Here is a 22,438-nt window from a genome sequence, read left to right on the forward strand (position 1 = left end):
TAATTTGTATTTCATTGTCTAATTAACCGCCTCTACTAATCGAATAAATTCGGCTTTATAACCTTCAGGATCTTTTGATAATCCTTGTTTTGCTAGAATTAAAATATCCTTTGATGATTTATTCGAAATCAATTTAGAATCCCTCAATTTTAAACCAAACCAGGCAACTGCAGCACTAAATTTTAAATCATCTGATGCTTGTTGTATGGCAGTTGTTTTATTTGCTATAACTTGTACCAACTCGATACTTTTGTCACCGTCAGGTTTTTTATATCTAAATTTGATAGTTGCTAATTCATCACTGTAAGTACTAGTGTCATTTTTAACTGCTGTATATTTCAATTCAGGTTGGCTAAAGTCACTTTCTACTCCGGTAGGAATGATTTCGTATAAAGCCGTTACGGTATGGCCACTTCCTAGTTCTCCTGCATCAATGGCATCGTTTTTAAAATCTTCAGGACGTAATTTTCTGTTTTCGTAGCCTATCAATCGGTAGGATTGCACGTGTTTTGGATTGAATTCTATTTGGATTTTTACATCTTTGGCGATAGCAAACATAGAACCTTTGAATTCTTTACTTAAAAAACGGTTGGCTTCCTGAATATTATCAATATAAGCATAGTTTCCGTTTCCTTTGTTGGCTAATATTTCCATTTTACTGTCTTTGTAATTTCCCATTCCGTATCCTAAACAAGTCAAAAAGACTCCGGTTTTTCTTTTTTCTTCAATTAAAGTTTGCATGTCAGTATTTGCAGAGCTCCCTACATTAAAATCACCATCAGTAGCTAAGATTACTCTGTTGTTTCCATCTTTTATAAAATTTTCTTGTGCAATTTTATAGGCTAGTTCTATTCCGGCTCCACCAGCAGTACTGCCGCCAGCATTAAGGTTTTCTAATGCATTAATAATAGTAGTCTTATCATCACCAGAAGTAGGAGGTAAAACTAAACCAGCTGCTCCAGCATATACAACAATAGCTACTTTATCATCTTTTCTAAGTTCATTGACTAAAATTTTCATGGATTGTTTTAATAACGGTAATTTGTTACTATCTCCCATAGAACCTGATACATCAATTAAAAAAACCATGTTTGATGCAGGCAAATCATCAGTTGGAATAATTTTTCCTTGTAGGCCAATTTTTAATAACTGATGTTTAGTATTCCAAGGGCAGTTGCTGTACTCCGTATTAATAGAAAATGGATTTTTGTCTTGAGGTTGCGGATAATTGTATTTAAAGAAATTCATCATCTCTTCAATACGTACGGCATCTTTAGGAACGGTTTGTCCGTTGTTAATAAAACGTCTAATATTAGTGTAGGAAGCGTTATCCACATCTATAGAAAATGTAGATAGTGGAGCTGTTTTAGGCGTTTCAAACTGATTTTCGATAAAGTTCTCGTAATCTTCTTGATCCACTGCTATTGGTTGCTGTTGCTTTACATCTAATAGTGCTAGTTTTTCTTTAAGTTCTTTTTTTGAAAGATTTTGTTGTACTCCGTTTTGTGTAGTTATGAGTATAGCGCCCCCTTGACCTCTTGAACCATAAAGAGCGGTTGCTGTAGCTTCTTTTTCAACCCTTACGTCTTTAATTGTTTTTGGATCTATTTGATTTATGCTGTCTTTATTTACAGGTACGCCATTCACAATATATAATGGTTCATTATTGTTATTAGTTAATGCCTTGCCACGAATTTTAATGTCTGAAGCCGTATTATTATTAGCCGGACTAATTTGAACTCCTGCAACTCTGCCTTGTAACGCTTGTGTACTTGAACTGTTATATACAATACTGGGACTTTGCATGCTAACAATTTCAGCTTTAGAGGCTTTGTGTTTTTTATTTGCATACGCTACAACCACAATTTCTTCTAATGCCGCTGAATGTTCGTTTAGTATTACATTAATTGTATTTGATTCACCAACTTTAACGGTTTTTGACTCCATCCCAATGTAACTAAAAACGAGCTGATCTCCTTTATTAGCAAGAATTGAGTACTGTCCATCAAAATTAGTTTGAGTTCCTTTTATGGTGCTTTTTACAGTAATACTGACACCTGGTAAAGGGTTAGCAGCTCTATCGGTTACGACTCCTGTGATTGTTTTTTCTTGTCCAAAACTTAGGATAGAAAAAAGCATAGCAATGGCTAATGAAATAAGTTTTTCGCTTTTCATGATAGTAATATTTAAAATGTTAGTAATGTGTTTTTCGGAATTATTTACCTACGGGTTTTCTGTTTTTAGTGGTAATTATGACAACTCCTTTTTTTCCTTTGTCACCATATTTAGTAATGGCTTCATCGTTTTGTAAAATTTCTATTGATTGAATTTCTTGTTTGTTCAAAGGTGCGTAGGGGCTCGTAGGGTTTGCGCCAAATAAATCCTCTTCACTATATTCGACACCATTTATAATGTACAAAGGCTCTTTTAAAATGAGTACGGATTCGATATCGTTATTTTTTAGATTGGAAGCTATTTCCATTCCCGTATTACCCAAGTCTTTACTTTTTTTACTCGACAATGCTTGACCATCAATAACCACTAAAGGAGCTGCGTTAGCTTGTATAGCTTGTGAGCTAACAGCATCTGCTTGTACTACAGTCTCATTATTTACTGGTGCATGACTAACAAGTATTGCGTCATAAACAGCTCCCTTGTGAAACTGACTCGACTGTTTTTTAAGCGTTTCTTTGTTATATGATTTTTTTTCTATTGATCTCTGAATTGGTTCAGGAATAGCTGTTTCTTCCATGACAATAGCTTCTGTTTTTTGAGTAGCATTTATTTGATTAGATACAATGCGTGTACTTTTAAGAACGTTGTTAATTTTTACGGTATCTATAGTAGTATGCGTGATTACTGGAGCATCAGGTTTAGCTATTTTTTTTATGATAGTATCTGCCGTAACAATTTCGTTTTTTATAATTTGAATTTCATTTGTAGGTTTAATTACTTGGTATGCTACAGAGATTAATAATAAAACAGATGCAGCAATTGCTATTTTTTTCCAAAGTTTATTTTTAGTTTTTAGTGCTTTTTTATCCAGTTTTTCATCTACTCTTGCCCAGACTTTTTCCATTCCAGGAAAATCTCTGGTCTCCGCCTTTTGGGAAGCAGTTCTAATTTTATCGAATATTTTATCTTGATTGTCCATGACTAGTTCAATTTTTGGTAATACAAATTATTTACTAATTCCTTCAGCTTTGTTTTCGCGGCATTCAATTGTGATTTTGAAGTGCCTTCAGAAATGTTAAGCATGAGGGCTATTTCCTTATGAGCGTACCCTTCTATTACAAAAAGGTTGAAAATAGTTTTACATCCCTCAGGAATACGGTTTAGTAAATTAAGTAAGTCTTCTTCTTCTAAATCGGTTGCTTCATCATTAAATGGTAAAGCAATCGATTTGACATCATCAAGGTACATGTTGAAATTGGTATTCTTTTTTATGCTTGCCAAACAATGATTAACAGTAATCTTTCTAGCCCAAGCTTCAAAAGCGCCTAATTCTTTTAATTGATCAAGTTTAGTAAAAATAGTATAGAATGCATCGGCTAGAGCTTCTTCTATTTCTTCTTCTTTCTTTAAATACCGTTTGCAAGTACGATACAATTTGGGTGCCATATTTTCGTACACTTGACGCTGGGCGTCTCGGTGCATTTTTTTGCAGGCAATTAATAGGTTTTCGTTTATCACAATGATGTCTTTAATAGTAAAGAGAGCAGAAAAGAGAAAAAGGTTGGGAGCGAATTGATTTTTTTTATTTTAATTCTAAAGTGAGCTTAAAAATAGTACTTTCTTGCGCATCAGTGTCATTGTCTTCGCAGAGTAAAAAAGTTATTTGGTTCTTATCTTTTTTATATAAAGTTAAGCCTTCAAATTTATTAGCAGCACTAATGGTTTTAGTAAAGTCTATTTTCATCGATTCAAGATCAATGCGTCCTATAATGCTTCCAAGGATTTCACCATCATCATAGGTTGACTTTGTATCTTCGGCTGCAGCCAAAAAATAAATTTTATTGTCGACAAGAATAGCATCTGTGAAACTGGTACGAACGCCTTTTATTTTGGGTAGTTTATAATCATTAGAGAGCAATGAGAATTCTTGATCTAGTTTTTTAGCTTTGAGCGTAAAAAGCGTATTTTTATTAGTCTTGCTATTGCCACGATTAAAAAAATACCAAAAATCCCCATCATAAATAGCGCCTTCTAGATTAAAGTCTTCGGGATTGATGTTTCCAAAGCTTTGCATTATGGCATAGATGTCAGTTAGATTGTTAGTTCTGACTTTTGTTTTTTGCGGAATACTGAATTCTATCATTTTGTTGCGATTAGCAGTAGAACCAGATCCAAAGATATAGAGTGTGTCTTGAAAATGCGTTATGGATTCAAAATCAGGTTTGCTGTTTTTGGGAATATTATTTGCGGGATCTTTTAATAATGGATATTTATTTAAGGAGGCATCGAGCATGTTGTATTCATATAAGTAACTACTGTTGTCGCCTATGAGATATAAGATGTCGTTTTGATAAAATAATCCTGAAGCTGAACCGATACCAATGATGTGGAAAACTATATCGAGTGTAAATTTTTTCATTATAATGAGGTTTTAGATACAAAATGCCTAGCCCAGATTGCAGTGAAAATAAATTGAAAATAAATTGCATTTTTTTCTGGAAGCCGCAGAGCGATTAAAATGAGCTCCTGCGGTGCCCTAAGAAAAAAGCAATTTATTGAAAATGTATTGCAACGTAAAGCTGGATATTGCTGCTCAAAAATACTATATTTACTTTAATTATAATTTATATACTATGAAATCAATTGATCCTAAAAATTTTAAGGTGGTTGCACCAATACGTTTGGCTGATATTGCCACAAACTTGAATAATGATGCCAGTGATGATGATAAGGAAGATAAATTAGACGGCGTACGTGAAAAACTGAGTGAGTTGCAGGATGTCATGTATGCGCACAACCGTTATGGGGTTTTAATTTGTATGCAGGGAATGGATACTTCTGGAAAAGACAGTTTGATTAGAGAGGTTTTTAAAGAATTTAATCCGCGTGGAGTAGAGGTGAGTAGTTTTAAAACGCCCAATTCAACTGAGCTGGAGCATGATTATTTATGGAGGCATTACCTGGCTTTACCAGAGAAGGGGAAATTTGCTATTTTTAATCGAACGCATTATGAAAATGTTTTAGTAACTCGTGTGCACCCAGAATATATTATGAATGAAAATTTACCTGGAATTGAAAAAGTAGCAGATATTACGCCTCAATTTTGGGAAGATAGAATGGAACAAATCAATAATTTTGAGAAACATATTTCGCAAAATGGAACGATTGTCATGAAGTTCTATTTTCATATGAGTAAAGAGGAGCAACGCAAACGCTTGTTACGTCGTTTAGAAAATGAAGAGCATCACTGGAAATTTTCGCCTGGAGATTTAAAGGAAAGAGAACGCTGGGATGATTATATGAACTATTATGAGGAAGCGATTAATAAAACGGCTAAAGAAAATGCACCATGGTACATCATTCCATCAGACGATAAAGATATGGCTCGCTATATTGTAGCGGAAATTATCTGGCAAGAAATGCAAAAATATACAGATATTAAAGAACCTGCACTTGATGAGGAGGTAAAAAAGAATTTTGCTATCTACAAAGCGGCGTTGTCAAAAGAGTAATTTTAGGGTGTGTTAAGGGATTGTTTTTAATTGTTAAATTAAGATTGAAATCTTTAAGTTTTAGTAATGTTTAGTTGATTTCCTATTAAAATATGGGGTGTTTCTTTGCTTCAAACAAAAAAACACCCAGATGAAAAAAATTATTCTTCCAGTACTATTACTAACTTCTTTATTGTCGTGTAATAATGATGATAATGCAACTAAAACCGATGTTGTTCTAGCAACACAATCTACAACTCCAGTGCTATTGAAAAAGCAAGCAGGATTTGAAAATTTAGAATTATTCTCTTTAATTAGTTCTGATGATGTTTTGCCTTCCAGTCCTAATTTTGTTTTTGGAGGATCAGCAGATGGATCGGGATTATTAAAAAATACTGATGGCACTTTTACTTTCTTGGTAAATAATGAGGATAATTTTTCGGTATCAAGAATCACTTTAGACAAAACATTCAAGCCTGTAAAAGGAGAATATTTATTGAATTCAGATGGAGGAACATGGAGGCTGTGTGGCGCTACGATGGCAACTCCTGCTGAACACGGTTTTGGTCCTTTGTATTTAACTTGTGGAGAGTCAGGACAAGAATCACGCACCCACGGATTAGATCCTTATGCAGATGCAGGAACAAATAGTGTTTCAAGAGAATTACCAGGTTTAGGACGCTTAAGCGCTGAGAATGCATTACCATTAAAAGCTACTGCGTTTGCAGGTAAAACAGTGATTGTTATAGGTGATGATGACTCTGGAACTTATGGTGGTCAATTGTTTATGTACGTTGCTGATAAAGTAGGAGATCTTGCTAATGGGTCGCTGTACATGATGAAAAGAAATGACGACAACCAGAGAGAGAAAGATATGGTTGCTAATCAAAACTACGACGTTTCTTTTGTGAAAATAGTAGATCATACTACGCTTACGGGAGCACAAATTAACGCCTCGGTAAATACGTTAAAAGCAATTAAATTTGGTCGTGTAGAGGATTTAGATTATCGCAAAGGTGGTAAAGATGCTGATCGCGAAATCTATTTTAATGTAACCGGTCAAAATACTACTGGGAATAATGCAGATGCTTCTAGAACAAAGTATGGTAGAGTGTACAAATTGAATTTGAATGCTACTGATCCTCTTAAAGGTACGTTACAAGTTTTACTAGACGGAGATGACCGTACTGGTATTGCGGGTAAATTCCAGAATCCTGATAATATATGTGTGACTAAAAACTACGTGTATGTGCAAGAAGATGCTAACGGTTACGGTGATGAAACACACGATGGGTATATTTATCAATACAACATTGCTACAAAACAATTGAAAGTAGTAGTTGAATTAGACCACCGTCGTACTGCTGAAGATGCTGCAAAATATAATGTGGGTGGTACATCAGGTTTTGGAGAATGGGAATATGGTGCTTTAATTGATGTGTCAGAACAATTAGGTATTGATGATACCTTTTTATTGAGTGTGCAACCACATACCTGGACAGGTGATAAATACAAAGGCGTAGATGGAGGATCTGGACGTCCTAACGAAAACCAAGCAAGTCAAATTGTTTTAATCAAAGGATTAGCGAGATAAACATTTTTATGCTATAAACTAAAGCCTGCGGTTTCTTAATTGAAACCGGGGCTTTTGGTTTATATAAAATTTTCTAGTTGCACTATTTATTATGAAAAAAATTATCCCATTCCTGCTGTTTCTGGTTTTAATTGGCTGTCAGAAAAAAGAAAAGTCGGTACAAGTAAATGACTTGTTTAAAGCTGATGTTGCGTTAGTCTTTAAAGAAGTTTCGCTATTGCAAAAGGGAATCGAGTCCAATCAAGACGAACAAAAATTACAACAGCAATTTTTGAAAACGCACGAGCAGTACAAAAAGATTGAAATGTTAAGTGAGTATTATTTTCCATCAGTAACAAAAGCAGTAAACGGACCTGCAATTCCAGAGTACGAAGAAAACGATGGAAAAGTAATTGCTCCGGAAGGCTTTCAGGTCATAGAAGAATTGTTGTTTCCGGAGTATGATGTACAGTCAAAAGAAGTACTTCTAAAACAAATAGGAATCGTGACAGCAAATTTGAAACGTATTGCTTCGTTAGCGAAGACCAATACGCTGACAGATTCCCATGTTTTTGATGCCATGCGATTAGAAGTTTTTAGAATAATCACACTAGGTATCACTGGATTTGATTCTCCCGTGGCTAAAAATTCTATTCCAGAGGTCGTTCCAGCGCTACAGACGCTACAGCGGTACTTAGCTGTTTATGATACTGAAAGTGAAGAGGCTAAAAATTTAGTACAACTAATCAACGAAGGAATAAAACAAACGTCAGCTAAAATACCCTTTGATAAATTCGACCGTGCCGCTTTTATTTTGAACGTAGGAAACCCTTTGAGTCGCGCTTTGTATGAGTCGCAATTAAGATTGGGTATTCCTGTTTTTGATGAGGTACGAGGTTTAAAGACTAGTGCTGCTACCTTATTCGATAAAAATGCCTTTGATGCGGAAGCATTTTCGGGCTTTCCAGATTATAAAACAACTGCTGACAAAATCGCTTTAGGGAAAATGTTATTCAACGATCCTGTATTATCGGGAGACAACAGTAGGTCGTGTGCTTCATGCCATCATGAGGATAAAGCCTTCACTGACGGACTCGAAAAAGCAACATCCTTTAACGGAAAAACCTATGTCAAAAGAAATACACCTACATTGAGCAATATTGCTTTTCAAAGAGCCTTTTTTAATGATTCTAGGGTGAATTATCTCGAAGACCAAGCGGTTGCGGTCATTACAAACAAAGAGGAAATGCATGGTGACATGGATGCAGCCGCAATCGAAATTAAGAAAAACAAAGAGTACGTAGCTCAATTCAAAAAGGCGTTTCCTGAAAAGGAGATCAGTGCTTTTGAGATTAAAAATGCGCTGGCTTCTTACATTCGATCACTAAGTAATTATGACGCTAAGTTTGATCGCTACATGCGCGCCGAAACCACTTTTACAGCAGATGAGAAAGCAGGTTTTAATCTTTTTGCAGGTAAAGCTAAATGTGCCAGCTGTCATTTTATTCCTTTGACAAACGGTACGGCACCACCACATTATGATCGCTCAGAAAGTGAAGTGTTAGGGGTTCCAGATAAAAACGGTAAACTAGATGGCGATTTAGGGAAATATTTAATTTCGAATGCGACACTTCATAAAAATTCCTTTAAAACACCCACCATTAGAAACATCACTTCAACCGCACCTTACATGCATAATGGTGTGTACAAAACACTGGAAGAAGTTGTTGATTTTTATGAAGAAGGAGGAGGAGCAGGTTTGGGGTTTAATCTCGATAATCAAACATTACCTACAGACAAACTAAATTTAAGTGATTTAGAAAAAAAGCAGTTGGTTGCTTTCATGAAAACACTCACTGATATAGAATAAGAATTTTTTGTTCAAATAAAAAAGGCTCTGAAATTTTCAGAGCCTTTATAGTTTTTAAGATTATGCTTTTGGTTCGCGTGCCCAAAAACGATGTTGAGCAAGTGCTTTAATATAATCTGGAGCATTGCTATTATCCTCTTTACTGATGATAATTCCGTTGTCTTTATTTTTTTTATCCTCTAATGGAATCATAGTGTCCTTGATAAAGTCTTTGATGTTTTCTCCAAAACCAATTACTTTACAATGTTTGTATGCTTCATTGATAAATTCGATTACATCGGGTGTATTGTCTTTAAAATCAAATTTGGCATTAGCCGGAATGTAAACACTGTCAAACAATACCGAAGCTGCAATTAACAAACTTTGATCCACAGCGATCTCCGTTCCTTTGTCTGTTTTGATGGTTCCTAGATGAGGTGCTATAATTTTTACCATAGCGCCTTTGTCTTCAAGTGCTTTTTTCATGCTATTTAATGATGCCTCATTTACACCATCTGTACAAATAAATGCAACTTGTCTTGTTTCAATCGTATCGTTGTTTTCTTTATTTTTTAACATGCTTAAAGCATCAGACGTTGCTACGCTTGGTTTTTTAATAATACTTTCTTGATCAGGATTTGGATCTGCGCCTACGCCTTGGTTCAAGGGTTTTTGAAGTGTTTTTGGTACTTCCATTCCCAAACCTTCTGCTACTTTTTTAGCCAAAGTCTCATCAACAATAGATAAAAATCCTAACATTCGCACACGTATTTCTTCTGTTTCAACTTTTCCTAACTCAAAACGGAATGCTTTGATGATGTGATTTTGTTCTACAGCAGTCATACTATTAAAGAAAAGTGTTGCTTGACTAAAGTGATCAGAGAAACTTTTACTTCTTTCTCTCACTTTGTGTGCGTCAATTCGTTCGTTAAAACTTTCAAAACCACCTTGATCAGCCTTTGCTTGAAATGGGCAACCGCCTCCTAGAGAGTTGGGATGATAGCTCACACGACCAGGATTAATTTGCTGGCGCATGTGCCCGTCACGCTGGTTGTTATGAACTTCGTTTATTGATCTATTAATTGGGATTTCGTGAAAATTAGGACTTCCTAATCTTGATAACTGTGTATCGGTGTAGGAGAACAAACGGCCTTGTAATAGTGGGTCGTTTGTAAAATCGATTCCGGGAACAATATGTCCTGGATGAAAAGCCACTTGTTCTGTTTCGGCAAAAAAGTTGTCTGGGTTTCTATTTAGAACCATACGGCCAATTTTCATCACCGGAACTAATTCTTCAGGAACTAATTTTGTAGGATCTAGTAAATCAAAATCAAATTTATGTTCGTCAGCCTCTGGGATCAATTGTACACCCAATTCCCATTCAGGGAAGTTCCCATTGTCAATAGCTTCCCATAAATCTTGACGGTGAAAATCAGAGTTTTTACCAGAGATTTTTTGCGCTTCGTCCCATAAGACTCCGTGGATTCCTAACTTAGGTTTCCAATGAAATTTTACAAAGTGTGATTCATTCTTCGCATTGATAAAACGAAAAGTGTGCACTCCAAAACCTTCCATCATACGCAAACTTCTAGGAATAGCACGGTCAGACATGGTCCACATAACTTGATGCATAGACTCTGGCATCAAGGAAATAAAATCCCAAAAAGTATCGTGTGCTGAAGCAGCTTGCGGCATTTCGTTGTGCGGTTCTGGTTTTACTGCGTGGATAAGGTCAGGGAATTTAATTGCATCTTGGATAAAGAAAACAGGCATGTTGTTTCCTACCAAATCATAATTTCCTTCGGTGGTGTAAAACTTCACTGAGAAACCACGAACATCTCGCGCCAAATCAGTCGAACCTCTCGATCCTGCTACAGTAGAGAAACGAGTAAAAACGGGCGTTTTAACCTTTGGATCTTGTAAAAAACCTGCCTTTGTATATTTCTCCATAGATTCATATACTTCAAAGTAACCATGAGCAGCTGAACCTCTAGCATGAACAATTCGTTCTGGAATGCGTTCATGATCAAAGTGCGTAATCTTTTCTCTTAAAATAAAATCTTCTAATAATGATGGTCCTCTGCTTCCTGCTTTAAGGGAATTTGTGTCGTCATTGATCAGTAAACCTTGGTCAGTGTTCATCAATTGATCAGTAGACTCGGTAGTATTTCTTTTTAAATCTTCTAATTTGGCATTAGTAAATTCGTCGTTTTTGTTTGTTTCGTTTTTCATAATAAGGGTAATTTGTTTTTTAGGTTTAGTTAAAAACCGTCCATTATATTTTTCATCTCCATAGCGTTAACAATTCCAGCTTCGCTAGCGGTATTGTTGAAAAAGAGATAGGTTTCTTTAGCAGTATTTGAAGTTATTATCTCTTCAATAGTTTTTAATTCTTCTATTGTATATTCTGAATAATACATTTTTTCCCGCCCATGCAGTCTCACGTAAATTAGCGGACTGTCAATAATTATTTTTTCTGGAAGACTAGGATGACTCACGCTACAAAATGATATATTATTTTTAGAAAGAGTAGTAATTACTTCGTCGTTCCACCAGCTCTGATGTCTGAATTCGATCACGTTTTTAAAATTGGTATTTAAATTAGATAAAACTTGTTCTAGGTTTTCTTCTGAAAAAATAAAACTGGGAGGAAATTGAAATAAAAAGCAGCCTAACTTTTCTTTTAAATGAGATTCACATATCGTGTAAAAGGTATCTATTTGCTCTTTACAATCTTTCAATTTTTTTGTATGTGTAATTTCTTTGGGAACTTTTACAGCATAGGTAAAATGATCAGGACATTTAGCATACCAATTTTTTAAAATTGTTGCAGTTGGGAATTTATAAAAGGTGGCATTAATTTCAAATGCAGAAAACTGAGTACAGTAATAGTCAAACCATTTTTTTGAAGGTAGATCTTCAGGGTAAAATACTTTTTTCCACTTTGCATTATAAAAACTAGAGCAGCCTATATGAATATCCTTTTTCATTTGAAGTAATTTGTAATGAGCAGTTGCTTATAGAGGTGTAAAATGGAATATTGTTAATGAATTTGATTTTATATAGTAACACAGCAGTAAAGTAGTTTACTCTTTACTGCTGTGTTTTATATTTAATTTTCATTTTCTTGATCAAGCTCAGCAGCTTCAAGATTGATGGCATCAACTGCTATAACTGTTAATTTAACATCAGCTGCTTTCTCTTGTTCAAGGATACTTTCTAGAATTTGTGCTGCTTTTTTATGTCCTAAAGTTTCAGCAAATTGACGCAATGTTCCATAAGTTGCAATTTCATAATGTTCAATTTTTTGGCTTGCCGCAATAATTCCAGCATCTCGCACCACACCTAATTCTGTTTCTTCAAGAATACTTTCGCCTTCTTTAATTAAACCGTCCATAGCGTCACATTTTTTAGCAACTGCTTTTTCACCAATGATTTTAAATACTTGTTCGACTTTTTCGATTTGGTCTTCGGTCTCTTTAAGATGACTCTCTATTGCTTTAATAAGCTCTTTTGATGTCGCATTTTTCATCATTTTTGGTAGCGCTTTAGTAAGTGCTTTTTCAGCCCAATAAATGTCTTTCAATCCATCTACAAATAATTCAGTCAATCCGTCTGCAGCATTTGATTTAGCTTTTACAACATCTTTTTTTGGTTGTTCTTTTTTGTCTGTTTGAGTTTTCATAATTTTTTTTATTTTTTTGTTTAACCAAAATTACGGAGTGAGGCTCAAATATTATTTATAGAATTTTTAATTAATTTTGTAAATTAATAAGTTGTTATTTAGCTATTTAGTGTGTGGGGTTGTTTGTTATTTGGTATACCAGAAATTGATTTTTAAAGCAGTTTTTTTATATAAAAGATTAAACAAAAAAAAGCAGTATTAAGATTGCTCTTAATACTGCCATTTAAATAGTTAGGTAAAATCAATTACCTAGAATATGTTTTATAGTTTGAAACCGTAAGCTAAACGTACACCTACTTGACCAAATCCTTTACCATAAGTTCCGTTATTATTAATTTTGTCAAAGTCTGAATAGTGCTCGTAGTGTAAAGATACGTCAATGTATTTTGTAGCATATCCAATACTTGGAGATAATAATAGTGAAGTTTCGTTATTTCCATTAGATACTGCAAATGCAGCTCCAGCTTCACCCATTACATAAAATTGATCATCCCAAATAAATGCTTTGAAACCTGCTTTTGCTGGTATGAATCCTACATCATTTCCGTCAGCTTTGCTTACAAATAAATTGGTGTATCCTGTAGTTAAGGTTAGTGAATATCTTTTAGACAAATCATACTGTAATCTAACATCTCCACCTAAAGCCAATTTGTAAGGATCCTGTGTTGCATACCCTACATTAGCTCCTACTCCTAAACGGAAACCTTGATCGTAGTTTGATGCAGCTGTGTCTTGTGCAGAAGAGGTATTAGAGAAAAATGCTGAGATTGCTAATACTAATAATGTTTTGATTTTTGTTGTAGTTTTCATAAATGTGGAATTTGTTTTTTAATAAATTATACAGTCACTTTTTTTTCATTTTCTTTGTTTGTGACTGGTACAAATGTAGTGGCGCAATTGTCTTGAAATGTTATAAAATTATTCGATTTTGTTACAGAATGTTATAATCAAACTTCTAAAATCATAATTTATATTAGGTTGAAGAGTATATAATAGTCTTTTCAAAAGCTTCTAATTATATTTGCACTCTTAAAAAAACATCAAATTGAATTTAGCCACATACACAAAAGAGTTTTCGTATAATTTGCGTTTAGCCTATCCTATAATATTAGGAATGCTAGGACATACCATCGTGGGTATTGTCGACAATATTATGGTAGGTAAATTAGGGCCTACTGAGTTAGCGGCAGTCTCTCTAGGAAATAGCTTTGTATTTATTGCAATGTCATTAGGGATAGGTTTTTCAACTGCTATCACACCACTAGCAGCTCAGGCTGATGGTCGAAAAAGTATAGCCGATGGTTGTAGTGCCTTTCATCATGGTTTGTATTTGTGTACTATATTAGGAGCGGTTTTATTCGCAGTAATCTTTTTATCTAAGCCTGTGATTAGTTTTATGGGCCAACCTGAGAATGTTGTTGACTTAGCAAAGCCGTACCTAGATATTGTAGCGTTCTCGCTTATTCCTTTAATAATCTTTCAGGGTTATAAGCAGTTTGCTGACGGTATGAGTGAAACTAAAATTTCTATGTGGGCTACCATATTAGGGAATGTTGTTAATGTGTTTTTAAACTACCTATTTATTTATGGTATTTGGATTTTTCCTGAATTAGGAATTGTAGGAGCTGCCATAGGTACCATTGTTTCTCGTTTTGTAATGCTTGGATACATGCATTTCCAAATGAAAAAAATGACCAAATTTCATCCTTTTTTTGAAGGGTTTTCGATAAAAAAGATAAAGAAAGAGGTTAATCTTAAAATTATAAGTTTGGGAGCGCCATCTGCAATGCAAATGTTTTTTGAAGTAGGATTGTTTACAGCCGCAGTATGGTTGTCTGGAAGGTTGGGAATCACCAATCAGGCAGCGAACCAAATTGCGTTGAGCTTGGCTTCGTTCACCTTCATGTTTGCGATGGGATTGAGTGTTGCAGCGACCATTAGAGTAGGGAACCAAAAAGGGTTGGGTGATTATAAGCAGTTACGCGTAGTCGCTATTTCGGTTTTTCTTGTCGCTATTTTACTTGAGACATTGTTTGCGCTTATCTTTATACTATTCCATAAACAATTACCAGCTTTATTTATAGATATGAATAATGTTAAAGATCTAGCTGCTAATACTGAGGTGGTAGCGATTGCAGCGCAATTACTAGTAGTTGCGGCAGTTTTCCAAATTTCAGATGGAATTCAAGTGGTATTCTTGGGTGCATTGCGTGGTTTGCAAGATGTGAAAATCCCTATGTACATTACCTTCATTGCGTACTGGGTAGTTGGATTTCCTACTTCGATTTATCTAGGGATTTATACCACTCTAGGAGCAACAGGTATCTGGATTGGTTTGCTAGCAGGGTTGACTACTGCAGCAGTGTTTTTATATATCCGATTTAATAAATTAACAAAGAGATTAATTATCGAAAATCCAGCACCGCAACCGCTAGCAAGATGAGTAAGTATTTTAAATTCGCACAAAAGCTGACACTAAAATTATAAAGGCAATTATTCGAATATAGAAATAGATTTTTTAAAACTTTATTCGGTTCTTTGTTTTTATTTGGCTTTCGAATAAAAAACAAAAATAGAAGACATCAACTTATAAATAATACAAAATGGAATTACCTAAATTTTTACTTGGAGATAATACTGATTTTCCAGATGATATCTTCATCATTCACCTTGATTATCCTAGATTTATCATCAACTTAAAAGATGATGAGGTAGAATTTATTGAAGAAGCTGAGGATCTTGATGAGGCAGAATTAAATACTGAAATGGAAGGTTTGATCGAAGCGGCGAACGCTTTCTACGACAGAGAAATGGAACTTTACGAGAAAGAGTAACTTACTTAAAGTACTTTTCTAACAATATTTGAGCGGCTGCAAAAGGTGATATTTTATCTTTTTGCACCGCTTTTTTAGTTGATGCTAGTAAGGCTTCAATTTCAGGATTGTTGTAAAAATTTAATTTTAAACGCTCATTTATAGTTTCAAGTAACCAGTATTCATTTTGCTCCGCTCGCTTGGTATTGAAGTAGTCATTGCCAGTTGTGAGTAGTAAAAATTCAGAAATCGTTTCCCATACTTCGGGAATTCCATCAGCGGTTACGGCGCTACAAGTAGCAGTAGTAGGTGTCCAACCTGATTTTTTGGCAGGAAATAAATGCAAGGCTCTATTGAATTCGGTTTTCGCTAATTTGGCTTTCCTAATATTATCACCATCGGCTTTATTGATGACTATGGCATCTGCCATTTCCATTATTCCTCGTTTTATACCTTGTAATTCATCTCCAGCACCAGCAATTTTTAATAATAGAAAGAAGTCTACCATGCTGTGTACTGCAGTTTCACTTTGTCCCACGCCTACAGTTTCGATAATTATAGTATCAAATCCGCAAGCTTCACACAATGTAATTGTCTCACGAGTTTTTCTAGCAACACCTCCAAGAGTATCTCCAGAAGCTGACGGACGGATATATGCATTTTTATCTTTAACCAATTCTTCCATTCGGGTTTTGTCTCCCAAAATACTTCCATGCGAAATAGTACTACTTGGATCTACCGCCAATACCGCTACTTTTTTTCCTAAACTCGTTAAATGCTGACCAAATGATTCTATAAATGTACTTTTTCCTACTCCAGGAACTCCTGTGATACCTATTCGGACAGATTTGTTAGCATGAAGCAAACAAGCATTTATTATGTCATTGGCTTTTGCTAGATGTTCTGGATTAGTACTTTCGACTAAGGTAATGGCTCTGCTCAAGTCACTAATGTTTCCTGAGAGGATTCCGTTTACTAATTCTTCAGCTGAAGGTTGGATTCTTCTAAATTTCTGAATGTTTTTTACAACAGTAGCACTGATAATTTCAGGAGCAGAAATTCCAGCTTTTTCATGAAGTGCAGAGACAGGTATTTTTTTATCGTTCAAAATAATAGTATTGAATTGTAAAAGTAATCAAATCTAAAACAGTTTCAAAAGTAGCGCGACAAAAGTAAAAGAAAAGTTAGGCAACAGTAGTTTAAAATAAAGCGTTTGTTTTTAGAAACGAAGTGCTTTTATAGCTGCTAATTTGTTATTTTTGTGACTAACACACTGCTATGAACAACCTTATTCTCATATTCATATATATCGTCGTAGGCCTCATTTTGCAACGTATAAAAGGCTTTCCTGTAAGTAAAGTGTATAAAGGATTTAATAAGTTAGTAATTTATTATTGTTTGCCGGCGTTGGCTTTGTTTTATATTCCAAAGATTCATTGGAACAATCAATTGTTATATCCTATAGGCGTTGCTTGGATTGGTTTTGCAGGAGCTTTTATTCTGTTTCGTTTTTTAGGAAAAAAATACGGCTGGTCTAAGAAGCTCACAGGTTGTTTAATTTTAACAGCAGGCTTAGGGAATACTTCTTTTTTAGGTTTTCCTATAATACAAGCGCTGTATGGTGATGAAGGAATGAAAACAGCAATTCTAGTAGACCAGCCTGGCTCGTTTGTGGTTTTGTCTACTCTAGGAATTTTGGTGGCTACGTTGTACTCAAAAGGAGGGGAAAGTGGTGGTGCTATTTTAAAAAAAATTCTGTTGTTTCCGCCTTTCATAACTTTTGTAGTTGCCTGCATTATGAATATTTACAACTTTGATTTTCAGCAATGGGTTCAAAGTACGTTACAATTTGTAGGAAGCGGAGTTACACCGCTTGCATTACTATCAGTAGGCTTACAGTTACGATTTGAAACTAGAAGCCAACACTGGAAATTTCTGGGACTAGGATTGTTGTATAAGCTGATTCTCACTCCAGCAATAATTTATATTTTATATGTTTTGGTTTTTAACCAAAGCTCAAAAATCATTGAAGTAGCAATAATGGAAGCTGCGATGGCACCTATGATAACTGCATGTATATTAGCATCATCTCATGGATTAAAACCACGATTGAGTAGTATGATGATTGGTTTTGGAATCCCAATTTCTTTTGTCACTTTAATTTTTTGGTATTTCGTGGTTCAGTTTGTTTAAAAATGGGATCCTTTTTTAGATATTATTTATGACTTGTGTCATAAGTAGTGTTGTTTTTTTTGAGTAATTTTAATTGAATTTAAAAAATAGCATTATGGCAACTTTACGTTTAGGAGATTTAGCTCCAAATTTTACTGCAGAAACAACATTAGGAAATATAAATTTTTACGATTGGTTAGGGGATTCTTGGGGAGTTTTATTTTCACATCCATCAGATTTTACTCCAGTTTGTACTACTGAATTAGGTACTGTAGCAAACTACTACCCAGAATTCCAAAAAAGAAATACTAAAGTAATCGCACTTAGTGTAGATGGAGTAGCATCACACCTAAAATGGATTAAAGATATTGAGGAAACGCAAAATGTGACCTTGCAATATCCTATTATAGCTGATGAAGATAAATTTGTTGCAAATTTATACGATATGATTCACCCAAATGCTGACGATACTTTTACTGTTCGCTCTGTATTTATCATTGCTCCTGATAAAAAAATAAAACTGATTTTGACCTATCCAGCCTCTACAGGAAGAAATTTTGATGAAATATTACGAGTAATAGATAGTTTACAACTAACAGCTAACTACAGTGTTGCAACACCAGCAAACTGGAAAGATGGTGATGATGTAGTTATCTCTCCATCCATTCCAGACAGTGACATTCCAGCAAAATTCCCAAAAGGATTTAGAGGAATTAAATCCTATTTAAGAATGACACCTCAGCCTAATAAATAACGGTTTGATGAAATAAAAAGAAAGGGAATTCAATTATTGTTGGGTTCTCTTTTTTTATGTGATTTAGGCATGACCCACTAAAAAAAAGCGGGTCGGGCTGTACGCTGTATCTTTATGGCTTTAAAGAAAAGCCATAAAGGATGCCGCTACCATCCCTCATGCAATTTGATTACTATTGAAAAAGTATAATTATCTAGAAGTTAGCAAACATATTATGAGACGCGTAACAGAAATCATATTTATAATATTAACTTTTGTTTTCTTTGGATGTGAAAAGAAAATCACAGAATAAGAATTCGAACAAAATATTTTTGATAAATTATTTATAACGATTGTTGATTCAACATATACAGACCAAAGACTTTATACTTGTTTTCCAGAACAAGGCAAACCAATCTACGACAAAAAAGGAAAATGGATTGGCTTGGATTCTGTCGGTCAACATCAGAGGGATTTGGAATGTGAAATCAAAAGAGTTGCTTTCCAAAAAGATACATTAAATCTCATAATCGCAATAGAAAATGAAGGATTGCTTAATGAAGAAACTAATTTAAGTAAATACAATAATTCAAAATTTATTTTTAGGCACTTAAGTGAACATCCAACAGACAAAGACTTAGAATATACAGATTGGAAAACCGAAAATAAGTTTGCTGGAGTTTTGTCTTTTTCCCGTATAAAATTTGATACAAAAAAAGAATCTGGAAGTTTAGCTGTCGGCTATCTATGCGGCGGAAAGTGTGGATTGGGTTATATGGTTTGCATTAAGAAAATAAAAAATAAATGGGTTATTGTTTAAGTCGAGGACACGTGGATTTCATAAAATACGTTTGCTAACCGCCGTTGGCAAGATTGCTAATTTTGTGGTAAATTCAAGTTTGCATTTTGTAAGAAATTTTATCTTTAATGGCAAATAATCGATTACGAAGTTTGCAGGCTCGCCAAGCAGCAAAACAATATTTTTAATATAATTGTTTAATACCAATACTTGTTATTAAACAGTCCAATTGTCATTTCGAGCGGAGTCGAGAACCATCATTGCTCCTTGGCTGCGCTCAATCTAACAAAAATTATGTGGACTATGTTGTATTTGTTTTTAATACAAGATGAATTTTTAAACATTATGGATGTTCTTAGTTTTCTAATAAACACCAATCGCTGCCCAGGATAGTAATGAAAAGCCCGTAAACAAAGCACCTTTAAAAAACAAATCCCCAAACAGCGATCGTAGGAAGCTCGTTTTGGGGATTATGTTTTTATAGGTGATGCGTGCGGACTTGTAATGTATAGCCTGAATTGGCAGACTAAAAATAGGGTTTTTATTACTACTAAATCAGTCCTTTTATTTTAGCGTGTTGTAATAATATAATTGTTTTGGCATCTTGAATTTCACCTGATTCGATCATGGCGTAAGCTTCGTTAAAGGTCATTTCAAGAACCTCGATGTTTTCTTGCTCCTGTTCTAATCCACCGCCTTCGCTTACTTTTAAAGAAGCATCGTATTCGCCAAGAAACAAATATAAAATTTCAGTTACTGCACCAGGTGACATATAGGTTTCCATTACTTTATGTACAGTTGTTAAGCGGTAACCCGCTTCCTCCTCAGTTTCTCTAATGATGCACTGCTCTGGATTGTCTTGGTCCAAAAGTCCCGCGCAAACTTCAATCATCATTCCGCTTTTATTGCCATTGAGGTAAGTGGGTAGTCTAAATTGACGGGTAAGAATTACTGTTTTATTTGTGCTGTTATAAAGTAAAATGGCGGCACCGTTACCACGATCGTAGACTTCTCTTTTTTGAGTTATCCAGCTATTGTCATTTTTTTTAAAATCAAAGGTTACTTTGTTTAGGATATACCAATTGTCAGAAAGAAGTTCTGTTTTATGGATTTTTATTTCTGGATTGTACATTAGTGCTATTTTTGATAGGAAATAAAAAACGCTCTGAAATTTCAGAGCGTTTGTAAATATTATTTGAGGATAGTTTGTTTTCTATCAGGTCCTACAGAGACAATCTTGATAGGCACTTCAACTTCTTTTTCAATGAATTCAATGTACTCTTTTAATTCAGTTGGTAACTCCTCGTAAGTAGTCATACCTGTAAGATCAGCTTTCCAACCTTTAAACTCTTGATAAACAGGAGTTACGTTTTCTGGTTCGATATTGTAAGGGAAGTGAGCAATATTTTTTCCTTTGTAAGTATACTCAGTACATACTTTTAAAGTTTCAAATCCTGAAAGAACATCACCTTTCATCATCATTAATTGTGTTACACCATTCACTTGAACAGCATATTTAAGAGCAACAAGATCTAACCAACCACAACGTCTTTGTCTTCCTGTTACAGATCCAAATTCGTTACCTACGCGTGCCATTGTTGTTCCGTCTTCGTCAAAAAGTTCAGTTGGGAACGGTCCGCTACCTACACGTGTTACATAAGCTTTGAAAATTCCGTATACTTCTTTGATTTTGTTTGGTGCAATACCTAAACCAGTACAAGCTCCAGCAGCAGTAGTGTTAGAAGACGTTACAAATGGATATGTTCCAAAATCTACATCTAATAATGATCCTTGAGCTCCTTCACATAGAATAGATTTACCAGCTTTTTGAGCTTGGTGCATGTATTCCTCACTGTCAATGAAATCTAATTTTTTAAGTTCTTCGATAGATTCAAAAAATTCTCTTTCAAGTTCAGCTAAGTTATATTGAATGTTTACATTGTGAAATTCTATCATTGCTTCATGCTTATCAGCAAGCGCTCTATATCTTTCTTTAAAATCTTCTAATTCAATGTCTCCAACACGTATTCCGTTTCTTCCCGTTTTGTCCATGTAAGTTGGACCAATACCTTTAAGAGTAGAACCAATCTTAGCTTTTCCTTTTGAAGCTTCAGAAGCTGCGTCTAATAGACGGTGAGTAGGCAAGATAAGGTGTGCTTTTCTTGAAATGATTAATTTACTTTTAATGTCTAAATTGAATTTTTCAAGACCTTCAATCTCTTTTTGAAAAACTACAGGATCAATTACGACTCCGTTACCAATTACATTTACAGCAGTTTTATGAAAAATACCTGAAGGAATTGTTCTAAGAACATGTTTGATTCCGTCAAATTCTAACGTATGTCCTGCATTTGGTCCTCCTTGAAAACGAGCGATAATGTCATAGTTTGATGTAAGTACATCAACTATTTTTCCTTTTCCCTCATCTCCCCATTGTAATCCTAGTAATAAATCTACAGCCATTCTTATTATTATTTGTTGTTGCGACAGCTTAGTCTGTCAAATAGTTTTAATTTTGTCTTTTATATAATTTGCAATTTATATGGACTGCAAGTTTTATTCTTCGATACTTTTCTCCGTTGGTATTTCTGGAACAATTTCAGGTTTTACGCCTTTTTTTACGCCATAAAAATACAAGGAGTGGTTTGTGATTTCTATATCAAAAACTTCTTCTATAGTTTTTTTTATTGTTTGTATTCTGGGGTCACAAAATTCAATTACCTCGCCGGTATCTGTCATTATAATGTGATCGTGCTGTTTATCAAAATAGGATTTTTCATAGTGTGCTTGATTTTGTCCAAATTGATGTTTTCGAACTAAGGCACAGTCTAATAATAATTCTATAGTGTTATACAGCGTAGCCCTACTTACACGATAGTTCTTGTTTTTCATTTTGATATAAAGGTTTTCTATATCAAAATGTTCTTCACTTTCGTAAATTTCCTGCAGGATAGAATAGCGCTCAGGAGTCTTTCTATGGCCTTTTTTTTCAAGATACATTGTAAAAACATTTTTTACAATTTCTTGGTTTTTGTTGTTATCTATGGAAATGAGTGTCATATCTGGCAAAGATAAATTTTTATTTTAATAGTTTTCAAGTTTAAATAGGTATAACAAGATAAATTTGTGAGTTTTTAAACAAAAACAA

At 34.5% G+C, this 22,438-nt stretch carries 20 protein-coding genes; 8 read left to right on the forward strand and 12 right to left on the reverse strand.

The annotated features are described in order from the left end of the window. Nucleotides 1–18 precede the first annotated feature (18 nt). The 4 genes from ACVEGE_RS11485 to ACVEGE_RS11500 form a co-directional block, all read right to left on the reverse strand. A complete protein-coding gene (locus ACVEGE_RS11485) occupies nucleotides 19–2,175 on the reverse strand; it encodes a VWA domain-containing protein (protein WP_192500101.1) in 2,157 nt (718 codons plus the stop codon). 40 nt (nucleotides 2,176–2,215) lie between these two features. Then, nucleotides 2,216–3,154 (reverse strand): hypothetical protein, encoded by a 939-nt coding sequence (locus ACVEGE_RS11490; RefSeq protein ID WP_192500100.1) that lies wholly within the window; start codon nucleotides 3,152–3,154, stop codon nucleotides 2,216–2,218. Nucleotides 3,155–3,156: 2 nt separating this feature from the next. After that, the gene (locus ACVEGE_RS11495) at nucleotides 3,157–3,657 is read right to left on the reverse strand and encodes an RNA polymerase sigma factor (RefSeq protein WP_173854500.1); all 501 of its coding nucleotides are present in this window, start codon (nucleotides 3,655–3,657) and stop codon (nucleotides 3,157–3,159) included. Nucleotides 3,658–3,757: 100 nt separating this feature from the next. Continuing rightward, nucleotides 3,758–4,594 carry a DUF6929 family protein gene (locus ACVEGE_RS11500; protein ID WP_192500099.1) on the reverse strand — a complete coding sequence of 279 codons (837 nt, stop codon included), beginning with the start codon at nucleotides 4,592–4,594 and terminating at the stop codon, nucleotides 3,758–3,760. 214 nt (nucleotides 4,595–4,808) lie between these two features. Here ACVEGE_RS11500 and ACVEGE_RS11505 point away from each other — a divergent pair, with 214 nt between their 5' ends. The 3 genes from ACVEGE_RS11505 (at nucleotide 4,809) to ACVEGE_RS11515 (ending at nucleotide 9,109) form a co-directional block, all read left to right on the forward strand. Beyond that, nucleotides 4,809–5,687: a PPK2 family polyphosphate kinase gene (locus tag ACVEGE_RS11505; protein WP_173854511.1), complete on the forward strand. Its 879-nt coding sequence runs from the start codon at nucleotides 4,809–4,811 to the stop codon at nucleotides 5,685–5,687. Between the two features lie 130 nt (nucleotides 5,688–5,817). Continuing rightward, the gene (locus ACVEGE_RS11510) at nucleotides 5,818–7,260 is read left to right on the forward strand and encodes a PhoX family protein (RefSeq protein WP_192500098.1); all 1,443 of its coding nucleotides are present in this window, start codon (nucleotides 5,818–5,820) and stop codon (nucleotides 7,258–7,260) included. Between the two features lie 91 nt (nucleotides 7,261–7,351). Further along, a complete protein-coding gene (locus ACVEGE_RS11515) occupies nucleotides 7,352–9,109 on the forward strand; it encodes a cytochrome-c peroxidase (RefSeq protein WP_192500097.1) in 1,758 nt (585 codons plus the stop codon). A gap of 60 nt (nucleotides 9,110–9,169) precedes the next feature. Here the strand turns inward: ACVEGE_RS11515 and ACVEGE_RS11520 are convergent, their stop codons facing one another. From ACVEGE_RS11520 to ACVEGE_RS11535, 4 genes are all read right to left on the reverse strand, one after another. Continuing rightward, entirely contained in the window at nucleotides 9,170–11,320 is a 2,151-nt protein-coding gene (locus ACVEGE_RS11520) for a catalase (protein WP_192500096.1), read from the reverse strand. Nucleotides 11,321–11,349: 29 nt separating this feature from the next. Then, entirely contained in the window at nucleotides 11,350–12,078 is a 729-nt protein-coding gene (locus ACVEGE_RS11525) for a DUF72 domain-containing protein (RefSeq protein WP_192500095.1), read from the reverse strand. Between the two features lie 122 nt (nucleotides 12,079–12,200). Next, nucleotides 12,201–12,773, reverse strand: coding sequence for a YciE/YciF ferroxidase family protein (locus tag ACVEGE_RS11530; protein ID WP_192500094.1), 573 nt, complete (start codon nucleotides 12,771–12,773; stop codon nucleotides 12,201–12,203). 261 nt (nucleotides 12,774–13,034) lie between these two features. Continuing rightward, complete coding sequence (locus ACVEGE_RS11535; RefSeq protein ID WP_173854506.1) at nucleotides 13,035–13,583, reverse strand: hypothetical protein; 549 nt, start codon at nucleotides 13,581–13,583, stop codon at nucleotides 13,035–13,037. Between the two features lie 235 nt (nucleotides 13,584–13,818). Here ACVEGE_RS11535 and ACVEGE_RS11540 point away from each other — a divergent pair, with 235 nt between their 5' ends. Together ACVEGE_RS11540 and ACVEGE_RS11545 are read left to right on the forward strand one after the other, a co-directional pair. Continuing rightward, nucleotides 13,819–15,216: an MATE family efflux transporter gene (locus ACVEGE_RS11540; RefSeq protein ID WP_192500093.1), complete on the forward strand. Its 1,398-nt coding sequence runs from the start codon at nucleotides 13,819–13,821 to the stop codon at nucleotides 15,214–15,216. Nucleotides 15,217–15,376: 160 nt separating this feature from the next. After that, nucleotides 15,377–15,607 carry a hypothetical protein gene (locus ACVEGE_RS11545; protein WP_173837156.1) on the forward strand — a complete coding sequence of 77 codons (231 nt, stop codon included), beginning with the start codon at nucleotides 15,377–15,379 and terminating at the stop codon, nucleotides 15,605–15,607. A gap of 1 nt (nucleotide 15,608) precedes the next feature. Here the strand turns inward: ACVEGE_RS11545 and meaB are convergent, their stop codons facing one another. Then, entirely contained in the window at nucleotides 15,609–16,694 is a 1,086-nt protein-coding gene (gene meaB, locus ACVEGE_RS11550; protein ID WP_173856610.1) for a methylmalonyl Co-A mutase-associated GTPase MeaB, read from the reverse strand. 170 nt (nucleotides 16,695–16,864) lie between these two features. Here meaB and ACVEGE_RS11555 point away from each other — a divergent pair, with 170 nt between their 5' ends. The 3 genes from ACVEGE_RS11555 (at nucleotide 16,865) to ACVEGE_RS11565 (ending at nucleotide 19,311) form a co-directional block, all read left to right on the forward strand. Further along, complete coding sequence (locus ACVEGE_RS11555; RefSeq protein ID WP_192500092.1) at nucleotides 16,865–17,779, forward strand: AEC family transporter; 915 nt, start codon at nucleotides 16,865–16,867, stop codon at nucleotides 17,777–17,779. A gap of 94 nt (nucleotides 17,780–17,873) precedes the next feature. Then, nucleotides 17,874–18,512 (forward strand): peroxiredoxin, encoded by a 639-nt coding sequence (locus ACVEGE_RS11560; RefSeq protein ID WP_173854510.1) that lies wholly within the window; start codon nucleotides 17,874–17,876, stop codon nucleotides 18,510–18,512. Nucleotides 18,513–18,966: 454 nt separating this feature from the next. After that, nucleotides 18,967–19,311: a hypothetical protein gene (locus ACVEGE_RS11565; RefSeq protein ID WP_192500091.1), complete on the forward strand. Its 345-nt coding sequence runs from the start codon at nucleotides 18,967–18,969 to the stop codon at nucleotides 19,309–19,311. Nucleotides 19,312–19,840: 529 nt separating this feature from the next. Here the strand turns inward: ACVEGE_RS11565 and nudK are convergent. The 3 genes from nudK to ACVEGE_RS11580 form a co-directional block, all read right to left on the reverse strand. Beyond that, nucleotides 19,841–20,422, reverse strand: coding sequence for a GDP-mannose pyrophosphatase NudK (gene nudK, locus ACVEGE_RS11570; protein WP_192500090.1), 582 nt, complete (start codon nucleotides 20,420–20,422; stop codon nucleotides 19,841–19,843). Nucleotides 20,423–20,481: 59 nt separating this feature from the next. Continuing rightward, nucleotides 20,482–21,753: an adenylosuccinate synthase gene (locus ACVEGE_RS11575; RefSeq protein WP_173854616.1), complete on the reverse strand. Its 1,272-nt coding sequence runs from the start codon at nucleotides 21,751–21,753 to the stop codon at nucleotides 20,482–20,484. Nucleotides 21,754–21,846: 93 nt separating this feature from the next. Next, nucleotides 21,847–22,350 (reverse strand): Fur family transcriptional regulator, encoded by a 504-nt coding sequence (locus tag ACVEGE_RS11580; protein ID WP_173854617.1) that lies wholly within the window; start codon nucleotides 22,348–22,350, stop codon nucleotides 21,847–21,849. Between the last annotated feature and the right edge of the window lie 88 nt (nucleotides 22,351–22,438).

The organism is Flavobacterium sp. PL002 (genome assembly GCF_054165825.1).